A 17497-nucleotide genomic window follows, 5' to 3' on the forward strand; every position below is an offset into this window, starting at 1 on the left:
GGGGCCCGGGCCGTGCGGGACGACCAGCAGCTCGCCGGGGGCGCGGCGCGGGTCCGCCGGGTCGGCCACGCGGACCGGGCCGGTGTGGTCGAGACGCCGCACGACCTCGTCGGCCAGGCGCGCGCGGGCCGCCTGCGCGGCGGCCCGCAGGGTGGCCGTCCCGCCGGGGTCGAGCGCGTGGTTCCACCGGCTCGGGTTCTCCCGGCCCGCCGCCAGCGCCCGGCCCATGGCCGTGCGCTGCGGCTTGCCGGTGGCGGTTGCGGTGAACGCGCCGAACGCCAGGGCGGCGGGGCGCAGCGGGCCGTTCTCGGCGATGGCGCGGGCGGCTGCGATGGTGCCCGCGTCGGTGTCGGCGGTGACGAGGCCGATCTCGTGGCCGAGGGTGTCGTCCGGCACCGGGACGGCGGCGAACCGGCCGGGCAGCCCCGCCTCGCGCCAGGTCCGCTCCACCTCCAGCGGGTAGTGCTTCTCGCCGCCGCGCTCGATGCGCTCGCTGCGGCGGCCGGTGAGCACGAGCAGGTCGCCGCGCCGCGCGCCGAGGTCACCGGTGCGCAGCCAGCCGTCCGGGGTGAGCGCGGCGGCGGTGGCCTCCCGGTCCTCCCAGTAGCCGCGCATCCGGTCCGCGGAGCGGATCCAGACCTCGCCCGCCTCCAGCCGCAGCTCGGTGCCGGGCAGCGGGGCGCCGACCGGCGGGTAGTGGTCGAGGTACTCCGCCACCCAGTGCTCCGGGCCGGGGTGCGGTGTGGTGAAGGAGAAGTTGACCAGCTCGGTCAGCCCGTAGCCCTGGCGCAGCCTCGGCCCGTAGCGCGCGTGGAAGCGGCGGGCGAGGTCGGCGGTGAGCGGGGCGGCGGCGGTGATGAGGTAGTCCAGGCTCTCGGGCCACGGCGGCGCGGAGTCGAGCAGGTCGGGCAGCATCGCCGGGACGATCGAGGCCGTGCGCACCTCCTTGGCGCGCAGGTCGGCGAAGTAGGCGGCGGGGTCGAACCCGGGGTGCAGGACCAGCGGCGTGCCGGTGGTGTGCGTGCCCACCAGGGACATGACCAGCGCGTTGCAGTGGTAGAGCGGCAGGCAGGTCGCGTGTGGACGGTCGGGCGCGAAACCGTGCAGGGCCGCTGTTTTGGCGGCGTTGCCCAGCACCGCGGCCCTGGGCAGCATCACGCCCTTGGGAACACCCGTCGAACCGGAGGTGAACATGATCAGCGCGAGGCCGTCCGCGTCGGGGTGCTCGTGCGGCAGGCCGGTGGTCTCGACGCCGCCCGGGGTGATCACGGCGGAGGCGCGCACGCGGCGCACGACCTCGGCGACGCGCGACGGCGGGGTGCGCGGGTCGAGCGGGACGGCGACCAGCCCGCGGTCGAGGCAGCCGAGCAGCAGCTCGGCCAGCCGGTCGCCGCTGGGCAGCGCGAGGACGACGCGGGCGCCTGCGGGCAGGTCGGCCGGTGGGGACACGGTCGACTCCTCCGGATTCCGCGCGGGCGTCGGGGAAACGCGACCGGCGCATTCGGGGTGCACGGGGACACAAGGGGGAAATAACCGGGAATGAAACGGGATGGCAATGGTGTCGTACCACCCGAGCGGTCGAGGGAAAGCCCAGCGCACCACCGACCGAGCCGCCCCACCTCCCGAGTGGACGCTGCCGACACCAACAGCGTCGATAGTACATATCCGGCAAATCAGACGCTACCCAGTATCTGGATTGGTGAGACACTCACCACCGACTTCCCAGCTCACAGCGCTTCCCACCAACCTGGGCCGACCCCGGCGCGCGTCCTCGACCCGGGACCGGGCAAGATCATCCTCGCCGGTGCCGCCCGCCCGGATGGACCACGACGGCGGTCCGGCAAATCGATGTCGGGCTATTACCGGAACATCACACCCGACCGCTAGGTTGAAGTCCGGTCCGACGCCACCGCGCCCCGCGCCACGAGCAGTGAGGACGATGCCGGAACCCGCCGCACCGCATTCCCCCGTACCCCCCCGACCCGTTCCGGGAATCGGCGCCGATTCCGCCGCGCCCCCACCAGCACCCTCGTCCCACTGGGCGACCGCGCCCGGGAAGGAGTCCCCGCATGATCGTCCCGCTGCTGCTCAGCGCACCCACGTCGGCCGAACTGGTGGCCCAGGCGGAATCGCTGTCCGGCGACCTGCCCGCCCTGGGGCGAGCCCTCGCCGCGCGCGCCCGCCCCGAACACCGGTTCCGCACGGTCCTGCTCGCGCACGGGCCCGACGACCTGGCCGCCGCGCCCGCCGCCGCCGCCGCGTGCGCGCCCCTGCCCGAACCCGGCCCCGTGGCGTTCCTGTTCTCCGGGCAGAGCAGCCAGCGCGTTGACATGGGCGCCCGACTCGGCCTGGAGTTCCCGCAGGTCGACGCGGCGGTGGCGCGGGTGTGCGCGCGGGTCGACCCGATGCTCCCCACCCCGCTGCGGTCGGTCGTCGCGGGCGCCGCCGAGGGCCTCGACGACTGCGCGTTCGCCCAGCCGTCGTTGCTGGGCCTGGGGATCGGCCTGTTCGAGCTGCTCACGACAGCCGGGCTGCGGCCGGACGTGGTGACCGGGCACTCCTTCGGCGAGTACGTCGCCGCCACCGCCGCCGGGGTGTGGTCGCTGGAGGACGCGGCGGCCGTCGTCACCAGCCGGGGGTTGCTGCTCGACGCGCTGCCGCCCGGCGGCGGGATGATCGCCATCGAGGCCCCGGAGGACGTCGTCGCCCCCGCCCTGGCAGGCACGGCGGCGTCGGTGTCGGCCGTGCACGACACGTCGTCGGTCGCGATCGCCGGGCCGCTGGAGGAGATCACCGCCATCGCCGACCGCTTCGCCGCGCGCGGCGTGCGCACCAACCGCGTCGGCGTCGGCAACGCCTACCACTCCCCCGCCGTCGACCCGGCCATGCCCGCCCTGGCCGCCGCCATCGCCGCGGTCCCCGGCCGCCCCGCCGCGATCCCCCTGGTCGGCAACTCCACCGGCGACCTCGTCCCACCCGGCGACGCCGCGACCCCCGACCACTGGACCCGGCACTGCCGCCTGCCGGTCCGCTGGTCCTCCATCATGGACACCCTCCAGGCCCGGGGCGTCGCCACGTACGTCGAGGTCGGCCCCAGCGGCGTGCTCAGCAGGCTGGCGGCCCGCTGCCTCCCCGCCGACGAGCAGGACCGGGTGGTCCCCGCCCTGCAGGCCGAACCGGACGAGACCACCGCCTTCCTGACCGCGCTGGCGCGGTTGGACGCGCGCGGCCACCGGATCGACTGGCAGGCGGTCTTCGCCGCGTCGACGAGCCTGCGGGCGTAGACCCGACATCAGGGCTCGCGGCGTGGCAGGGGGCTCTGATGGGTGCGTTCGACGTGCCGCTGGACGACGAGCGCGCACAGCCCAGCGCTTTCCTCTAGGACTACCGCGGTGCCAACGGGCCCGCCGCGAGCTGGTCCCGTCCGCGACGACGCTGCTCGGCCTGCTGAGCAGGCACCGAGGTCCGAAGGAGCAGACCGGAGGTCCGAGCGCACTCAACCCGACGCCAACTGCGCCCACCATGCCGCGACCGTCCGGATTCGGGGACCGCAATCTGCGTTTCCACAGGTCAGGCCACGATCGGGGCACGGCTGGGGGTCAAGGGGACCCTATTTCAAGTATCCGGCTGTGAAGTCAGCCAGCGGTGGTCGATTCGGTTCGGCTGGTCGTCGGCGTGGACATGACCGAAGAGAGCGCCGAATCTGCCATGACTGTCGACACGCCGACGGCGCCATGCGGGGATGCCCGACGCCGGACTCGCTCCGTCGGGGTGGCCGGAACGACGGCGGTCACAGCTTCTTGAGCCGCCGCCGATTGACCGTCAACACCTCGTCTGACAGGTCCGGGGCAGCGGCCGCGATCGCCCGGGAGAGGACCAGTGCGCCGACCATCTGGCTGAACAGCGCCACCGCGCGCTCGCGGGCTTCGGCGGGAGTGAGTCCGGTGCCGGATTGGCGTGCGCGGTCGAGCAGCATGTCGGTGATGGTGGCGAAGTAGCCGTCAAGCCCGCGCCGGTATGCGGCCTGGGCGGCGGCGCCGTGGCGGCCTGCGTCGGACACGAGGGCGGCCGAGGCGCAGCCGATCTCCGGGTGGTCGCGGTGCTCGGCGTTGACGTACTTGTCGATCATGTCGTGCAGGGCCGCGCGCGCCGAGCGGGGGTGCGCTTCGCGGATGGTGTCGAGCGCCTCGAGCGAGTCGGTGAAGCCCTGGTGGAGGACTTCGAGAGCGAGGTCGTCCTTCGAGGCGAAGTGGTTGTAGAACCCGCCGTGCGTCATGCCTGCCGACTTCATCAGCTCCTCGATGCCGATGCCGTCGATGCCGCGCAGCCGGAATCCCGCGCCTGCCGCGTTGACGATCTTCTCGCGGTTGAGCCGCTTCTGCTCTTGCGTGATGCGGGGCACGTCGACCACCTTCCCGGCGAGCTCGTCTCCCCCGATGATACCCATCATCAAAACGAGAGTGCACGGAGGAGTCCAGGCTTGACAGGTAATGATGACGTCTACAATCATAAATTATGATGACGTAGGTCATCGAAGGATGGAGGGACGGTCATGGACTTCGGAACCATCGGCGCCGGGACGGTCGCGCAGGCCATCGCCCGCCACCTCGTGACGGCAGGCCACAAGGTGACGCTCAGCAACAGCCGCGGCCCGGACACCCTGCTCGACGTCGTGACCCGGCTGGGGCCGCGCGCGAGCGCGGGAACGGCCGCCGAAGCGGCCGCCGCCGAGATGGTCTTCCTCGCCGTGGGGTGGCCGCAGGTCGGCGACGCGCTGGCCGGGCTGCCCGACTGGGACGGCCGCGTCCTGGTCGACACCACCAACAACCTGGAATCGATGCGGCCGACCGCCGCCGACCTCGGGGTGCAGACGGCGAGCGAGTTCGTAGCCGATCGCGCGCCGGGCGCGCGCGTGGTCAAGGCCTTCAACACCCTCTTCGCCCAGTACATCGCCGCCGACCCCCGGCACGCAGAAGGGCGGCAACTGCTGTTCTACGCCGGTGACGACGAGGCCGCCAAGGCGGATTTCCACACCGTCGCCGACACCATCGGATTCGCACCGGTCGACGCAGGGGCGCTGCGCGATGGCGGCCGCCTGATGCAGATCGGCGGCCCGCTCTCGGCGCTGCACGCCCTGAGGCAGGACTGAAGCCGTGAAGGCGCTCACCTACGAGAAAGCGCACGCGCTCGACGCGTTCGCCATCACTCTGACCGAGGTGGCCGAACCTCGGCTGCGCGACCGTGACCTGCTGGTCGAAGTCCGTGCGATCGGCATCAACCCGGGTGAAGCGGCGATCCGGCGAACGCGCGGCGCCGAGCCCGGCGGGCGGCTCGTGCTCGGCTGGGAGTTCGCAGGCGTCGTCGCCGCGGCCGGGTCCGCGGCCACCGGGTTCGCGGTCGGGGACCGGGTGATGGGCACCGGCGACTTCACCCGCGACGGTAGCTGGGCCGAGCGCGTCGCGGTCGACCACCGGGTGGTGGCCAAGATCCCGGACCGGCTCGCGTTCACCGACGCCGCATCGCTGCCCATCGGTGTCCTCACAGCTCGGGAATCGCTGTTCCGCGACCAGGACGTGCTGCTGCCCGGTGTGGGCCGGGTGCTCGTCGTCGGCGGAGCAGGCGGCGTCGGGTCGATGGCCACGCAACTGCTCAAGGCCATGACACCGGCCTTCGTGATCAGCACGGCCTCGCGGCCCGAGTCACGGGAGTGGGCGACAGCGATGGGCGCCGACCTGGTCGTCGACCACCGCGGCGACCTGGCCGGACAGCTCCGCACGGCGGGGATCGACCACGTCGACCTGGTGTTCTCGACCTCGGGCACCAGCGGTCACCTGGGGGCGATCGTCGAGGTGCTGCGCCCCTTCGGTCACCTGGCCTCCACCGACCTCACCGGCCCCTTCGACCTGGGGGCCTTCACGGGCAAGTCACTGTCGCTGCACAGCGAGATGGTGTTCAGCAAGATCGTGGCAGGCGGTGACGTCGGCAGCCAGGGCCGGATCCTCGCCCAGGCGGCGGACGACGTCGCGGCGGGCCGACTGCGCCCGATCGTCACCACCACGCTCGAAGGCCTGACCGCCGAGACCATGAAGACGGCGCACACCCTCGCCGAGAGCGGCCGGACCATCGGGAAGACCGTGATCCAGGTAACCGGCTGAAGCCGGCGAACGTGTACGGCTCCACCGTCCCGGCGGTTCTGGCTGCGACATCCACGGCCGCGCGTGAAACGCCACCCCAATGAAAGGAATTCCCTGACATGACGACGGATCTGCTCGACGGTGAATACGTCCCCAGTGCCGACGCGACGACCCGCGCTCAGGTCGAGCTCTACGAGCGCACCGACGGCCGCGAAGGCGCGACGACGGAGGGTGGTCCCGTGGTCGTGGTGACCATGCGTGGCGCCCGGTCGGGCAAGCTGCGCAAGGTCGCCCTGATGCGCATCGAGCGTGGCGGTGTCTACGCCATCGGCGCGGCGGCAGGCGGCCAGGCTCGCAATCCGAGCTGGTTCCACAACCTCGTGGCGCACCCGACGGTGCAACTGCAGGACGGTCCCGATCGCCGGTTGATGACCGCCCGGGTGGCCGAAGGTGCGGAACGGGAGAACTGGCTGGCCTACACCGACGAGCTCTACCCGTTTTTCGCCGACTTCCGCGCCCGGGCCATCGAGGCAGGCAACCGCGAAGTGCCGCTGATCCTGCTCGAACCCACCGAGAGCTGACCGAATTCGCCACGGGCGCCCGGGCTCGCACCCGGGCGCCCGCCACCCGGCCGACGCAGACCGAACCATCCCGTGGATCGACGTCGCTGCCGCCCGGGAGTTCCCAACAGGATGATCAATTTGGTGGCCGGTGTGTTGTCATGGTGCGGATCATGTCGGTGTGAGGAGAGGCGAGTCGCCGCCGTGGTCGGATCGGGGATGACCTGGTGGCGGCGGCTGTCGGAGTGGAACGAGGCCGAGGTGTGGGCCCGGTTGCCTGAGGTCCTGCTGGCCGAACCGCAATCGGCGGGCCCGGCTGGCCTGGGGCCGGGCGGTGATCGACTCCTCGCATGTGCGGGCGGCGCGGCGGGGCCCAAAAGCGGCCCGTGCCCCGGTCGACCGGGGCAGAGCAGGGTCCAAGCACCACGTCCTGACCGACGGTGCCGGGATCCCGCTCGCGGTCGTGTTGACCGGTGGGAACCGCAGTGACATCACCCAGTCGGAGCCGCTGCTCGACGCGGTTCCCCACGTGCGGGGCAGGTTCGGCCGCCCCGCCACCGGCCCGGGATCGTCTTCGGCGACCGGGCCTACGACCACGACAAGTACCGCAGGCGCCTGCGCGCCAGAGGCGTCGAAACGCGGATCGCCCGCCGCGGACAGCTGCGCGGCTCCGGCCTGGGTGTGGTCCGGTGGGTCGTCGAAAGCACGATCGCCTGGAACGACGGGTTCAAGCGCCTGCGCATCCGCTGGGACGTGCCAGTTTCACCCCATGTCGATGTGGAAGGACGCGCCGAGCCCGCCGATCCGGCCCGGCACCGAAGTTCGCCTGCACTTGAACGAGAGCCCGTTGGGCCCATCGAAGATCGCTGTCGAGCGCGTCATCGCCGCGGCCCAGGACCTGCACCGGTACCCGGGGCACCTCCGCCGCTCAGCGACCGCAGCGGTCGCCGAGTACCAAGGTGTCCCAGAGGACGCCACACTGCTCACCAGTGGTGTCGACGAAGCGGTCGACCTGGTGCTGTCCACAACCCACACCGCGTGGACCACCTCCCCCGGGTTCACCGGCTACGCCGACCGGGCACGGGCGCTGGGGAAGCGGGTCCGCACCATCGTCCTGGACGAGCGGTGGGAACCGGCGACCGACCCGGCCGAGCTACGCGACGGCGTGGTGCTGCTGGCCCAACCGAACAACCCCACCGGCAACACCTTCGGCCCGGACTGGCTGCACGCGGTCCTGCGGGACACGCCGCTGGTGTTCCTCGACGAGACCTACCTGCGGTTCGGCCCGGCGCCGGTGTCCCGGGCCGCGCGGGCTCCGCACACCGACAACCTGTTGGTCTACAGCAGCTTCTCCAAGTCGTTCGGCCTGGCGGGCGTGCGGTTGGGCGCGGTGTTCGGTTCGCAGAAGACCATCCGCGCGCTGCGCGCCGCGCAGCGCTACGAGGCTGTCGACACCGTGGCCTTGGCCGCGGCGGAGGGTGTGCTCGCGGACCGGCCACACCTCGCCGATCTCCGGCGTTGCGTGGTGGAGCTCAGGCCCCGTTACGCCGAGGTGCTTGCCACGGCCGACCTGTTCGACCACGTCCGGGAGACCGAGGCCAACTTCGTGCTTGCCCGGTGCCGCACCCCCGCGGGCGCGGGCGGGGTCGTCGCCGGGCTCGCGGCGCTCGGCGTGCGCGTCTGCGACACGGCGGCCTTCGGCCTGCCGGGCTGGGTCCGGGTGAGCGTCGGGACCTCCAGGTCGCTGCACGTGCTGGCCCAAGCCCTCACCGAGCTCGACCACCGCGCCGCGGGCGGCGCCGCAGACCTCAACACCAGAACACAGGACGGAGAAACCGCGTGACCGAACCTGATTTCGAGATCCGTCTCGTCGAGGCCCTCCAGCCGATCCGCCACTTCGCGCTGGCCAGCGTGCTCCACCAGGTGCACGCCAGCGGGCTCTGCGCGTCGCTGGGCCGGGAGGCGGGGGCGACCTCGGCCGAGCTGGCCGCCGAGCACTCGATGGAGCCGAGCCGGTTGGTGGGCGTACTGGCCTACCTGGCCAATGAGGGCTACGTCGCCGAGCGGGAGCGGCGATGGTCGCTGACCGCCAAGGGCAGCAGGCTCGAACCCTTCCTGCCCTGGTACACCCTGATGATCGGCGGCTACGCCAGACCTTCGGCCAGCTCGGTGCCACGCTTGCCGCGGGCGCGCCCTACGCCTCCCGGCACGGGACAAGGTCGGGGCGGGCAGCTGCGGGATGAGCATGTTCGACGCGCTCCCGCTGGCCCGCAGGCTGCTCGACGCGCTCGACCACCGGGACCTCACCGTCGTCGACGTCGGCTGCGGCGACGGCTCGTTCCTCGCCGAGCTTGTGGGGCACCGGACGGGGGTGACCGGTGTCGGGTTCGAGCCGGACCCCGACGGGTTCGGCCTGGCCCAGAAGCAGGTCGCTGCGCGCGGCTTGGCGGCCGTGATCGACCTGCGCAACGCAGGCGCGCTCAGCGCTGTCGAGGTGGACGTCCCCGAGGGGCGGGAGGTGTGCTTCATGGCGGCGTTCGTCCTGCAGGAGGTGCTGGAGCAGGAGGGCGAGCAGGCACTGCGCGCCATGCTCGAGCGCAGCGTCGCCCGCAACCCCGGCGCGCACTGGCTGGTGATCGAGGTCGACCACCGGCCGCAGGACCCGGCCGTGATGCGCCACGGCCTGGGTGTCGCCTACTACAACCCGTACTACCTGCTGCACGTGCTCACCGAGCAGCGGCTGGCGCCCCGGGCGTTCTGGGAGCGGTTGTTCGACTCCGCGGGCCTGGAGGTGCTGGCGGTGGCGCACCCGGACGAGCAGATCGACTCGACCGGGTTGGAAGTCGGCTACCTGCTCCGGGCCCGCGTCCGGTGACCGGCTCCCGCCCGGCCCGACCAGCTGGTCGGGCCGGGCGGGAGGCTCAGCGGCCGAGCTTGCGCCGCTGCGCCATGCCGGTGAGCGCCTCCAGCACGACGCGGTTGGCCAGCAGCGCGGTGATGTTCATCGGCTGGTCGTAGTGCGGAGCGACCTCGACGAGGTCGACGCCGACGACCGGCAGCTCCCTGGTGAGGCGGCGGACGGCCTCCAGCAGCTGGCGCGAGGTCAGCCCGCCCGGCTCCGGTGTCCCGGTCGCGGGCGCCATGCCGGGGTCGACCACGTCGATGTCGATGGACAGGAAGATTCCGTCCACCGCGCCCGTGTCGTCCGGCTCGGTCACCAGCGCGACGGCCTCGTCGAGGACGGCGTCCATTCCCCGGCTCTCCACCTGGTCCATGCTGTAGCTGTGCATGTTCCGCGCCGCCATCCACTCCAGGACGTCGGCGGGTGGCCAGTAGCCGCGCAGGCCGATCTGCACGAACCGGTGCCCGGGCACCGCCCCGCACCCGATGAGCCTGCGCATCGGCGCGCCGTGGCCCAGCATCTCCGGGCGGGTGTAGACACCGGTGTCCGGGTGCGCGTCGAAGTGGACGACGGCGAACCTGCCGTTGCCCCGGTGCCTCGCGACCGCCTTGGCGTTGGGCAGGGTGATGGTGTGGTCTCCGCCGAGGACGACCGGGGTGCCGCCGCGGCGGACGATCTCGTGCACGTAGGACTCGATCGCGTCCAGCGATTCGTCCATGTAGCCGCGCACCATCGGGTTGTCCCCGGCGTCCACGACGGACAGGTCCACCAGCGGGTCGACGCCCGCGGCCAAGTGCGGGCGGGTACCGCTGGCCTCCAGGTAGTCCGCGTCGCGGATGAACCGCGGGCCGAACCGCGCGCCCGCGCGGAAGCTGGTCCCCCAGTCGAACGGGGCGCCGATGATCACGACGTCCCCGTCCCGCACGTCCTGCACCCCGCGCACCGGGATGCCGCAGAAGGAGCTGCGCGACCCGGCGGGTTCGACGAACTCGGGGCTGTAGGGTGCGACGAACTCGGGAAAAGGGTCGGTCACCGGTCCTCCTCGTGGTGTGGTTGCGCGCGTTCGCGGATGGCGTCGACGAGTGGCCCGAGCCCCGGTGCTCGCAGCACCCCGTAGTGGTCACCGGGCAGGGTTGTCACCTAGACCGGACCGGTCGTCCACGCGCTCCAGTTGAGGTCGGCCGCCCGCGTGTCGAGTGGCTCGTCTCCGGCGCGCACGAGGTGCACCGGTCCGCTGAACCCCCGGGGTGGGGCGTAGCGGGCAGCGGACCGCACGTTGGTGCGGAAGACGCGCCACATGCGGGCCATCGCCACTTCGTCACCCTGGGGGCGGGGACGACCTGCCCGCGTGAGCCCGTTGAGGTCGGCGGCGAACAACCGCCGCGCCTCGTCGTCGTCGACGACGGCGTCCGGGTCTGGCCCGGGCGGCCTGCTGTCGATCAGAAGCACGGGTACCGGTGCGCCGGTGCGCTCCTCGACCTGCCGCGCCATCTCGTAGGCGACGACACCCCCCATCGACCAGCCACCCAGCACGAACCGCCCGGTGTGCCCGGCGGCGGCCAGGGTGCGCAGGTGGTACTCGGCGAGCCGATCGATCCCCGGCACGGGGTCGGCCGCACCATCGAGACCGGGTGCGGCGAGCCCGAAGACCAACGCCCGCCGGACCTGCGCGGTGGTGTACCCCTGTCGCTCGCGCAGGTGGTCGGTGAACGTGCGCGGGTAGCGGGGCACAGCGCCCTCGTCGAAGCAGTCCTCGCACGGCAGGCAGGCGGCGAAGGACACCGCGGCCGGGTAGCGGCGCGACACCCCGTTCAGGAAGTTCACGGCCGCCAGGGCCGGGTCGGCCAGGCTGCCGTGCAGGTCGGCTGCCTCCAGGTCGGGAGATGGGCTGCTCGGTCCACCGCGCTCTCGGGTCCGCACCCTCACCGCACCGGCTCGACGGCGGCGCGGTCGAGCTCGACGGCCTCGTACAGGGCCTTGGTGTTGCCTCGGTGCCGAACACGATGTGCTGCACTCTGGCGCCGCCGCGCGCCGACAGGAAGACTTCGATCTGCCCCCGGCCGCGCGGTGGTGCCTGGTTCGAGGAGGGTGAAGACCACCGAGCTCGACCGGCTCTGCACCACCCTGGAGTCCATGGCCTGGGCACCGACGACGACTCGTTCGGTGAACGTGGTCCGGAAGTCCAGGACCTCCTCGTAGAAGTCGGCAACCGGTCCCAGTTCACCGGGGGGACGCAGACCGCGAAGTGGTCGACGACGCGCAGGCCAGCAGCCCGAGTCGGTGGCGTGGCGCCGAGGGGGGTGGATCGTCCTCTCCCGTCCCGGTCCGGAGAGGGGAGTCGCTCCTCGCCGCAGAGCTTCCGCGTACGCACCATCCACATCGGAGGTGCTGAAGGCGATGTCGGCCACGCCATCGCCGTGTGCGGCGACGTGGGCGGCAGCGGGGTGGGTCGCCGTCAGGCCTTCGGCGACCACCAGGCGGGCGTTCGCCTGCACCGAGGCGACCGAGCGCGCCGCAGCTCCGGTGCGCTCCGCCACACGGGTGAAGCTCCACCGCTCGGCGAGTTCCCGGCCCGCCGCCGCGGCGTCCGCCACGAACAGCTCGGTCCACCCCAGGCTCAGGTCGCCGAAAATCGCACTCGTCGCCATTGTCCCCCCATCGCCGACTGCTGGGACCTCGGATTCAAACGACTCGACGCGGACAGCAAACTCCGCGCGACGCAATCCATTTGGACACCAAGCACCTCCAGCAGAGATTACCAAGGCGACCAAGGACGCTCAACAGCGAATATCGTGCCGCCAATCTCACCCGTTTGCCCGTCAAGGCATTCCACAAAAGCGGAATCGGAGCTTGACAGCGCCGTTGAACAGCCGACCACCGAATGCCGACTGCATGACCGCGATTGGGTCGCGGGTCAAAGATCGAGGACGATTCGAGTTGTTCGGTCGCGTCGGGTGCGCGCCCGCCCCTCGATCAGGCAGACTCGTACGGCAGCCGCGCAGGTCATCGGCGGCGGGACCGACACGGGGCAACCGACTTACGGGCGGTGCGTGAAGCTGTCCTGGGCCACACTGCCGCCGGGGACCCGACCGTCCCCTTGACGACCGTGATCGTCTACCTGTTCGACCGGACGAAATGGGTCAGGTCACCGGAAAGTGAGTGCTCGAGGCGGTGCGACGCCTGACGGAAAAAGGTGAACGAACTCAACGCGAGAAGTGCCAGCATGCTTCGTTGGGCGATCAACCGCTATCTGCTCGGCAGGCATGGACAACTCGCCTACGAGCACACGCTCCTGTGGATCGGATTGTACTTCGGATTCGAACACCGACGACATTCGAACTCGCGGGTGACGACGTGGTTGGGCGACGCCAGGATACCACCGGGCAACTGCCCGACGCCTTCCGCGACGAGATCAGGAACAGTTCGCTCCGCCATTGATTCCGACGCAACTCCGCCCACCCCGGTCGACACTCCCACGGAGACGGCCGAAGGAGCAGAACTGGAGATTTGAGCGCACTTGATCTGACGTCAGGTTTTCGGGGATGGTCGGACCGCAGTGAGCGAGGTCGCCCACCACATGGCAGGTCGAACCGCATCTGGTCAGGGGGCCTTGCCCCGAGGCCCTTCGCCATGGCGGTGGCGTTCGTGGAAGAAGTCGGGGATGGGGGTGGCGGTGCCGGTTTCCGTGGCCTGCCGGTGGACGAAGGTGGCCACGGCGAGGTCGAGGACCCCGAGACCGAACGGCGAGAAGACCACCGTCGCGTCCGCGGGCGCGGTGAACCGCCCGGTCAGCGCTTGCGCGAGCGTGGCGTGGACGTGGTCGCGGGAGCCGGTGCGCTGTTCGACCAGGTGGACCGAGGTGTCGGCCTTGAGGCAGTGGTCGATGTCGTCGACGACGTTGGTCGCGCTGAGGATGACCTCCGGGGACAGGTCGCGGAGGGAGACGTGGAGGACAAGGGGGTGGTGGGCGAACCAGTCCGGGTCGCTCACGTGCGGGGTGGCGGCTGTGGTCGCGAACAGCACAAGGTCGCTGGAGCGGATGAGGGATTCCGGCGTGGGATCGACGACCACGCGGTCGGCGGTGGTGCGCAGGTGGGTTGCCAGGCTGTCGGCGTGCTCGGGCGACAGGTCGTGGACACCGATCTCGTCGAACCGGAAGCCCACCGCGGACAGGTAGTCGCTCACGTAGCGGGCGATCAGGCCCGCGCCGAAGATGCCGAGGCGGGTGGGGCGCGGCCGGGCGGCGCCGATGGTGCGCGCGGCCAAGGCGGCCGAGGCGGCGGTCCTGGCCGCGCTGATGATGGAACTCTCCAAGCAGGCGAACGGGTAGCCGGTCTCCAGATCGTTGAGGACGAGGACGGCGGAGGCCCTCGGCACGCCCTCGGCGACATTGCCGGGGAAACTGGAGATCCATTTGAGGCCCGCGACCCCGGTGGCGCCGCCGATCGAGGCGGGCAGGGCGATGATGCGGTTGTGCGGGGCGTCGGGGAAGCGCAGGAAGTACGAGGGCGGGTTGACCGTCTCGGCCCGGTCGTGGGCCAGGTAGGCGGCTTCCACGATGTCCACGACTTGGCGCCGCCTGCCCGCCAGCGCCCGACTCACCGCCGCCCCGGAAATCGCACTGAAATCGGGGATCTGCACAGTCATGGCACATCCTTGCTGCGTCCACCGAGGACGCCGAAGTGCACGCCAACACCCATAGTGTCCACAACGGACTCCGCAGGATCGGTTTTGTCGTTGCTGGAAACAGCAGTGGAGGCATGCTGACGCGGAGGGGGCACACACAAGACGCGCGGACCCCGATGGTGTCCTATCAGGATTTCACGACAGGAGAAGAGTTCGCAGGTCCCGAGGAAGACGAGCCGGAAGACCCGAGTCAGGGCAAGATCCGATACAGCACAAGAGAAGACGCACAAGGACCCCCATGTCCCCCCACCGGACCCCCTGCCCGGTCAGCAAAGTCGAGTGTAGCACAACTTCGATGCCCGTCAACGAACCGTGGCCGCCCCCTGGCAATCGGCAACAACAGGGCGGATGCCTTGGCGCACTACGACTCCACCGATCGGGGGAGACATGACCGGGCCCTGGATCATCCGACGATAATCGCACCGAAGCCGAAACCTGTGCGGTACGTTCGACGGCACGCACGTGGCGACGTGCACGCCGTGCCTGCCGCGTCGAGCGCCCAGTTCTCCGCACGCGGCACGACGGGCGCAGCGATCCACCGCCCACCGGTGACGGCGGGCGCATCCACGCACTGACACATGGGGGCAGTGTGCGATTCCACATCCTCGGACCGGTGAGCGCTCAACGGGAAGACGATTCCGAAGTCCCGCTCGCGGGCACGAAGAAGAAGACGATGCTGGCGACGCTGCTGCTGGCGAAGGAGCAGAGCGTCCAGGACAGCTCGCTGAGCGAGGTGCTGTGGGGCCGGGTCTCGCCGAAGACCTGCCAGGCCCAGATCTACACCTACGCCTCTAGGTTGCGGAACCACCTCGACGGTGGAGCCGCCATCTCGCGCCAGGGGTCGGGCTACCGGCTGACCCTCGGCGGCGCGTGGTTCGACCTCGCGGAGTTCGAGCGGCTCTCGCGCGCGGGCGCCTCGGCGCTGCGCGCGGAGCGGTACGACGAGGCACGCGGCCTGCTGCACTCGGCGCTCGCGCTGTGGCCCGGCGAGGCGCTGACCGGGGTGACCGAGCCGTTCGCGCAGGTGGAGCGGCCGAGGTTGGCCGAGGCCCGGTTGGAGGTGCTCGAGGACCGCATCGACGCCGACCTGTTGACCGACGCGCTCGGGGGCCTGCTGCCGGAGCTGCTCGCACTGGTGCGGGCGCACCCGCTGCGCGAGCGGCTGCGCGCGCAGTACATGACCGCGCTGTACCGCTCCAACCAGCAGGCTGCCGCGTTCGACACCTACCAGGAGGGGATGGCGCTGCTGCGCTCGGAACTGGGCGTCTCCCCCGGCCCGCTGCTGCGCGACACCCACCGGGCGATCCTCGACGAGCGGTCCGGGGTGGCCAGGCTCCAGCCGTCGCGACGGCGCGCAGGCGGACCCCTGACCGCCCGGGGCGGGCAGCCGAGGGTGGCGGGCCGGGTGGCGGACTTCGTGGGCAGGCACGAGCAGCTGGCCGCGTTCGCGACCTCGCGACCAGGGCGCGGGCAGCGGCCCGTCGTCGTGGTGAACGGTATGCCCGGCGTGGGCAAGACCGCGTTCGCGAGGGAGGCGGCCACCCTGTACCGGGAGGAGTACCCGGATGGGCAGGTGGTGGTCGACCTGCGCGGCGGCAGCCGGAACCCGATGGAGCCCGCCGAGGCGCTCGGCGCGCTGCTCAACGGGCTCGGCGTGCGGGCCGATGACCTGGCGGACGACCCGCTGGCCCGGCTCGAGCAGTACCACCGGGTATTGGCCGACCAGCGGGTGCTGGTCCTGCTCGACGACGCCGCGGAGGGCGAACTGGTGCGGGCGCTGGCGCCACGCACCCCGCACGCCGCGCTGCTGGTCACCAGTGGGCGCCTCCTGCGGGTGCCCGGTGGGCAGCAGACGATCACCTTGCAGCCGATGGGCACCGGCGAGGCGCTCGACCTGTTCACCCGGATCGCCGGGGTGGAGCGGGTGCGCGCCGAACCAGGGGCGGCGTGGCGGCTGGTCGAGGCGTGCGGCGGGTTGCCGTTGGCGGTGCGCGCCGCGGCCGGGTGGGCGGTGGCCCGGCCGGGACAGCCGCTGTCCGCGCTGGCGTTCCGCCTCGACGACGAGCGGTACGCGCTGCACGTGCTGCTCGAGGGCGAGGCCGACATACGGGCCCGGGTGCTGCGGGCGCTGCGGGCGCTGGACCCCGCCGACCGGGAGGCGCTGTGCGCACTGGCCGATGGGGCGGCCGACCGGGAGTTCGCGCCCGCGGTGGCGGGTGGGCTGCTGGACGTCGACCGGCCCTCCGTCGAGCGGGTGATCCGGAAGCTGGTCGACTGGCACCTGCTGCGCGAGGTGGGGGCGACCCCGCTCGGCGAGCCGCTGCACCAGGTGCACCGGTTGGTCCGGTTGGCCGTGTCAGGCCAGGCAGACCGGGTCGCCTGCCTGGCCTGACGTGCGGAAACGGGGTGCGGGCGGTGCTGCGGCACCGCCCGCACCCACGTTCACGAAGTTGCTCTGAGCTTGCAGGTAGACGTCTCATCTGGCACCTGCTAATGTTTGTTGGCATGCGCCAGAGGTTGTTGTGACAACGCCGATGCCGGTCGGAGACGAGCTGGTGCGGTTGCTGGGCGTGCTCGCCAGCCCGCACCGGCTGCGGGTGCTCGCGGCGCTGACGGATGAGCGCAACTACGTCAGCCAGTTGGCCAGGGAGCTGGGCATCAGCAGGCCCCTGCTGCAGGGGCACCTGAAGAAGCTGGAATCGGCGGGCCTGGTGTCCGCCGAGCTGGAGCTGTCGGCGGACGGCAAGGCGATGAAGTTCTACCGACTCGTGCCGTTCTCGGTGCACCTGACACCGGAGACGGTGGCGGAGGCGGCGCGCACCATCGACCCGCACGACGCGGGGCAGACCAAGGGGGGATCGGGGACATGAAGCCCTGGGGCATTCAGGAGATCGCTGGCGTGATCGGCGTGTTCACGCTCGTCACCGTCGTGATCGGGGTGACGATCTGGCAGCTGGGCACCAGCTGGCGGGCCAAGGCAGCCCTGGCCAGGGAAGCCTCCTACCGGCAGCTCGCCGAGCGCACCGTTGTCGCGCAGGAGGAAACGAGGCGGGAACTGGCGGAGATCACCGCCAGGTTCGGCGACCTGCAGCAGCGGGTGGACTCGGTGGAACGGATCCTCAAGGAGATCGAGTAGGGGTCGAGCGAGGTGAGCGGTCCGCCGATGCGGGCCGGGCCCTGGGCCGCCGAGCTGCCACTCGACGGCCCAGGTGTGG

The 17497-nt window shown here is 71.5% G+C and carries 15 protein-coding genes and 1 pseudogene; 10 read left to right on the forward strand and 6 right to left on the reverse strand.

The genetic code is table 11. The annotated features are described in order from the left end of the window. Nucleotides 1-1449 (reverse strand): class I adenylate-forming enzyme family protein (locus L6E12_RS01295; protein ID WP_236226007.1); only part of this gene is annotated, 1449 nt, incomplete at its 3' end. A gap of 620 nt (nt 1450-2069) precedes the next feature. Between L6E12_RS01295 and L6E12_RS01300 the strand changes: the two genes are divergently transcribed. Further along, nucleotides 2070-3284, forward strand: coding sequence for an acyltransferase domain-containing protein (locus L6E12_RS01300; protein WP_236226008.1), 1215 nt, complete (start codon nt 2070-2072; stop codon nt 3282-3284). A 506-nt stretch (nt 3285-3790) separates the two neighbouring features. Here L6E12_RS01300 and L6E12_RS01305 read toward each other — a convergent pair. Then, on the reverse strand, nt 3791-4450 hold the full coding sequence (locus L6E12_RS01305) for a TetR/AcrR family transcriptional regulator (protein ID WP_236226009.1): 660 nt from the start codon (nt 4448-4450) through the stop codon (nt 3791-3793). 102 nt (nt 4451-4552) lie between these two features. Between L6E12_RS01305 and L6E12_RS01310 the strand changes: the two genes are divergently transcribed. From L6E12_RS01310 to L6E12_RS01335, 6 genes and pseudogenes are all read left to right on the forward strand, one after another. Further along, the gene (locus L6E12_RS01310; RefSeq protein ID WP_236226010.1) at nt 4553-5149 is read left to right on the forward strand and encodes an NADPH-dependent F420 reductase; all 597 of its coding nucleotides are present in this window, start codon (nt 4553-4555) and stop codon (nt 5147-5149) included. Between the two features lie 4 nt (nt 5150-5153). Continuing rightward, nucleotides 5154-6155, forward strand: a complete 1002-nt coding sequence (locus tag L6E12_RS01315; protein ID WP_236226011.1) for a zinc-binding dehydrogenase — start codon at nt 5154-5156, stop codon at nt 6153-6155. Nucleotides 6156-6253: 98 nt separating this feature from the next. Continuing rightward, complete coding sequence (locus L6E12_RS01320; protein WP_236226012.1) at nt 6254-6715, forward strand: nitroreductase/quinone reductase family protein; 462 nt, start codon at nt 6254-6256, stop codon at nt 6713-6715. A 39-nt stretch (nt 6716-6754) separates the two neighbouring features. Continuing rightward, nucleotides 6755-7468: pseudogene (locus L6E12_RS01325) on the forward strand (IS5 family transposase); the annotation flags it as partial. 1 nt (nt 7469) lies between these two features. Then, nucleotides 7470-8537, forward strand: coding sequence for a histidinol-phosphate transaminase (locus L6E12_RS01330; protein WP_374201824.1), 1068 nt, complete (start codon nt 7470-7472; stop codon nt 8535-8537). 396 nt (nt 8538-8933) lie between these two features. Continuing rightward, nucleotides 8934-9569 carry a methyltransferase domain-containing protein gene (locus L6E12_RS01335; protein ID WP_236226014.1) on the forward strand — a complete coding sequence of 212 codons (636 nt, stop codon included), beginning with the start codon at nt 8934-8936 and terminating at the stop codon, nt 9567-9569. Nucleotides 9570-9615: 46 nt separating this feature from the next. Here L6E12_RS01335 and speB read toward each other — a convergent pair whose 3' ends face one another. The 4 genes from speB to sbnB form a co-directional block, all read right to left on the reverse strand. Then, a complete protein-coding gene (speB, locus tag L6E12_RS01340; RefSeq protein WP_236226015.1) occupies nt 9616-10629 on the reverse strand; it encodes an agmatinase in 1014 nt (337 codons plus the stop codon). A gap of 107 nt (nt 10630-10736) precedes the next feature. Beyond that, nucleotides 10737-11516 (reverse strand): thioesterase domain-containing protein, encoded by a 780-nt coding sequence (locus tag L6E12_RS01345; protein ID WP_236226016.1) that lies wholly within the window; start codon nt 11514-11516, stop codon nt 10737-10739. A 2-nt stretch (nt 11517-11518) separates the two neighbouring features. Further along, nucleotides 11519-12244 (reverse strand): hypothetical protein, encoded by a 726-nt coding sequence (locus L6E12_RS01350; RefSeq protein ID WP_236226017.1) that lies wholly within the window; start codon nt 12242-12244, stop codon nt 11519-11521. 952 nt (nt 12245-13196) lie between these two features. Further along, on the reverse strand, nt 13197-14243 hold the full coding sequence (gene sbnB, locus L6E12_RS01355) for a 2,3-diaminopropionate biosynthesis protein SbnB (RefSeq protein WP_236226018.1): 1047 nt from the start codon (nt 14241-14243) through the stop codon (nt 13197-13199). A 652-nt stretch (nt 14244-14895) separates the two neighbouring features. Here sbnB and L6E12_RS01360 point away from each other — a divergent pair. From L6E12_RS01360 to L6E12_RS01370, 3 genes are all read left to right on the forward strand, one after another. Beyond that, complete coding sequence (locus L6E12_RS01360) at nt 14896-16674, forward strand: BTAD domain-containing putative transcriptional regulator (protein ID WP_236226019.1); 1779 nt, start codon at nt 14896-14898, stop codon at nt 16672-16674. 142 nt (nt 16675-16816) lie between these two features. Then, complete coding sequence (locus L6E12_RS01365) at nt 16817-17152, forward strand: metalloregulator ArsR/SmtB family transcription factor (RefSeq protein ID WP_236226020.1); 336 nt, start codon at nt 16817-16819, stop codon at nt 17150-17152. Further along, entirely contained in the window at nt 17149-17418 is a 270-nt protein-coding gene (locus L6E12_RS01370) for a hypothetical protein (RefSeq protein ID WP_236226021.1), read from the forward strand. The genes L6E12_RS01365 and L6E12_RS01370 overlap by 4 nt, the downstream gene beginning before the upstream one ends. Nucleotides 17419-17497: the final 79 nt, after the last annotated feature.

Source organism: Actinokineospora sp. PR83, assembly GCF_021056305.1.
Lineage (GTDB): Bacteria > Actinomycetota > Actinomycetes > Mycobacteriales > Pseudonocardiaceae > Actinokineospora > Actinokineospora spheciospongiae.

What these genes read in the sequence shown, in the direction of transcription:
- L6E12_RS01300 (WP_236226008.1), top strand. Translation starts at nt 2,070, where the DNA reads ATGATCGTCCCGCTGCTGCTCAGCGCACCCACGTCGGCCGAACTGGTG.
- L6E12_RS01305 (WP_236226009.1), bottom strand. Translation starts at nt 4,450, where the DNA reads ATGATGGGTATCATCGGGGGAGACGAGCTCGCCGGGAAGGTGGTCGAC.
- L6E12_RS01310 (WP_236226010.1), top strand. Translation starts at nt 4,553, where the DNA reads ATGGACTTCGGAACCATCGGCGCCGGGACGGTCGCGCAGGCCATCGCC.
- L6E12_RS01320 (WP_236226012.1), top strand. Translation starts at nt 6,254, where the DNA reads ATGACGACGGATCTGCTCGACGGTGAATACGTCCCCAGTGCCGACGCG.
- L6E12_RS01330 (WP_374201824.1), top strand. Translation starts at nt 7,470, where the DNA reads ATGTGGAAGGACGCGCCGAGCCCGCCGATCCGGCCCGGCACCGAAGTT.
- L6E12_RS01335 (WP_236226014.1), top strand. Translation starts at nt 8,934, where the DNA reads ATGAGCATGTTCGACGCGCTCCCGCTGGCCCGCAGGCTGCTCGACGCG.
- L6E12_RS01350 (WP_236226017.1), bottom strand. Translation starts at nt 12,244, where the DNA reads ATGGCGACGAGTGCGATTTTCGGCGACCTGAGCCTGGGGTGGACCGAG.
- sbnB (WP_236226018.1), bottom strand. Translation starts at nt 14,243, where the DNA reads ATGACTGTGCAGATCCCCGATTTCAGTGCGATTTCCGGGGCGGCGGTG.
- L6E12_RS01365 (WP_236226020.1), top strand. Translation starts at nt 16,817, where the DNA reads ATGCCGGTCGGAGACGAGCTGGTGCGGTTGCTGGGCGTGCTCGCCAGC.
- L6E12_RS01370 (WP_236226021.1), top strand. Translation starts at nt 17,149, where the DNA reads ATGAAGCCCTGGGGCATTCAGGAGATCGCTGGCGTGATCGGCGTGTTC.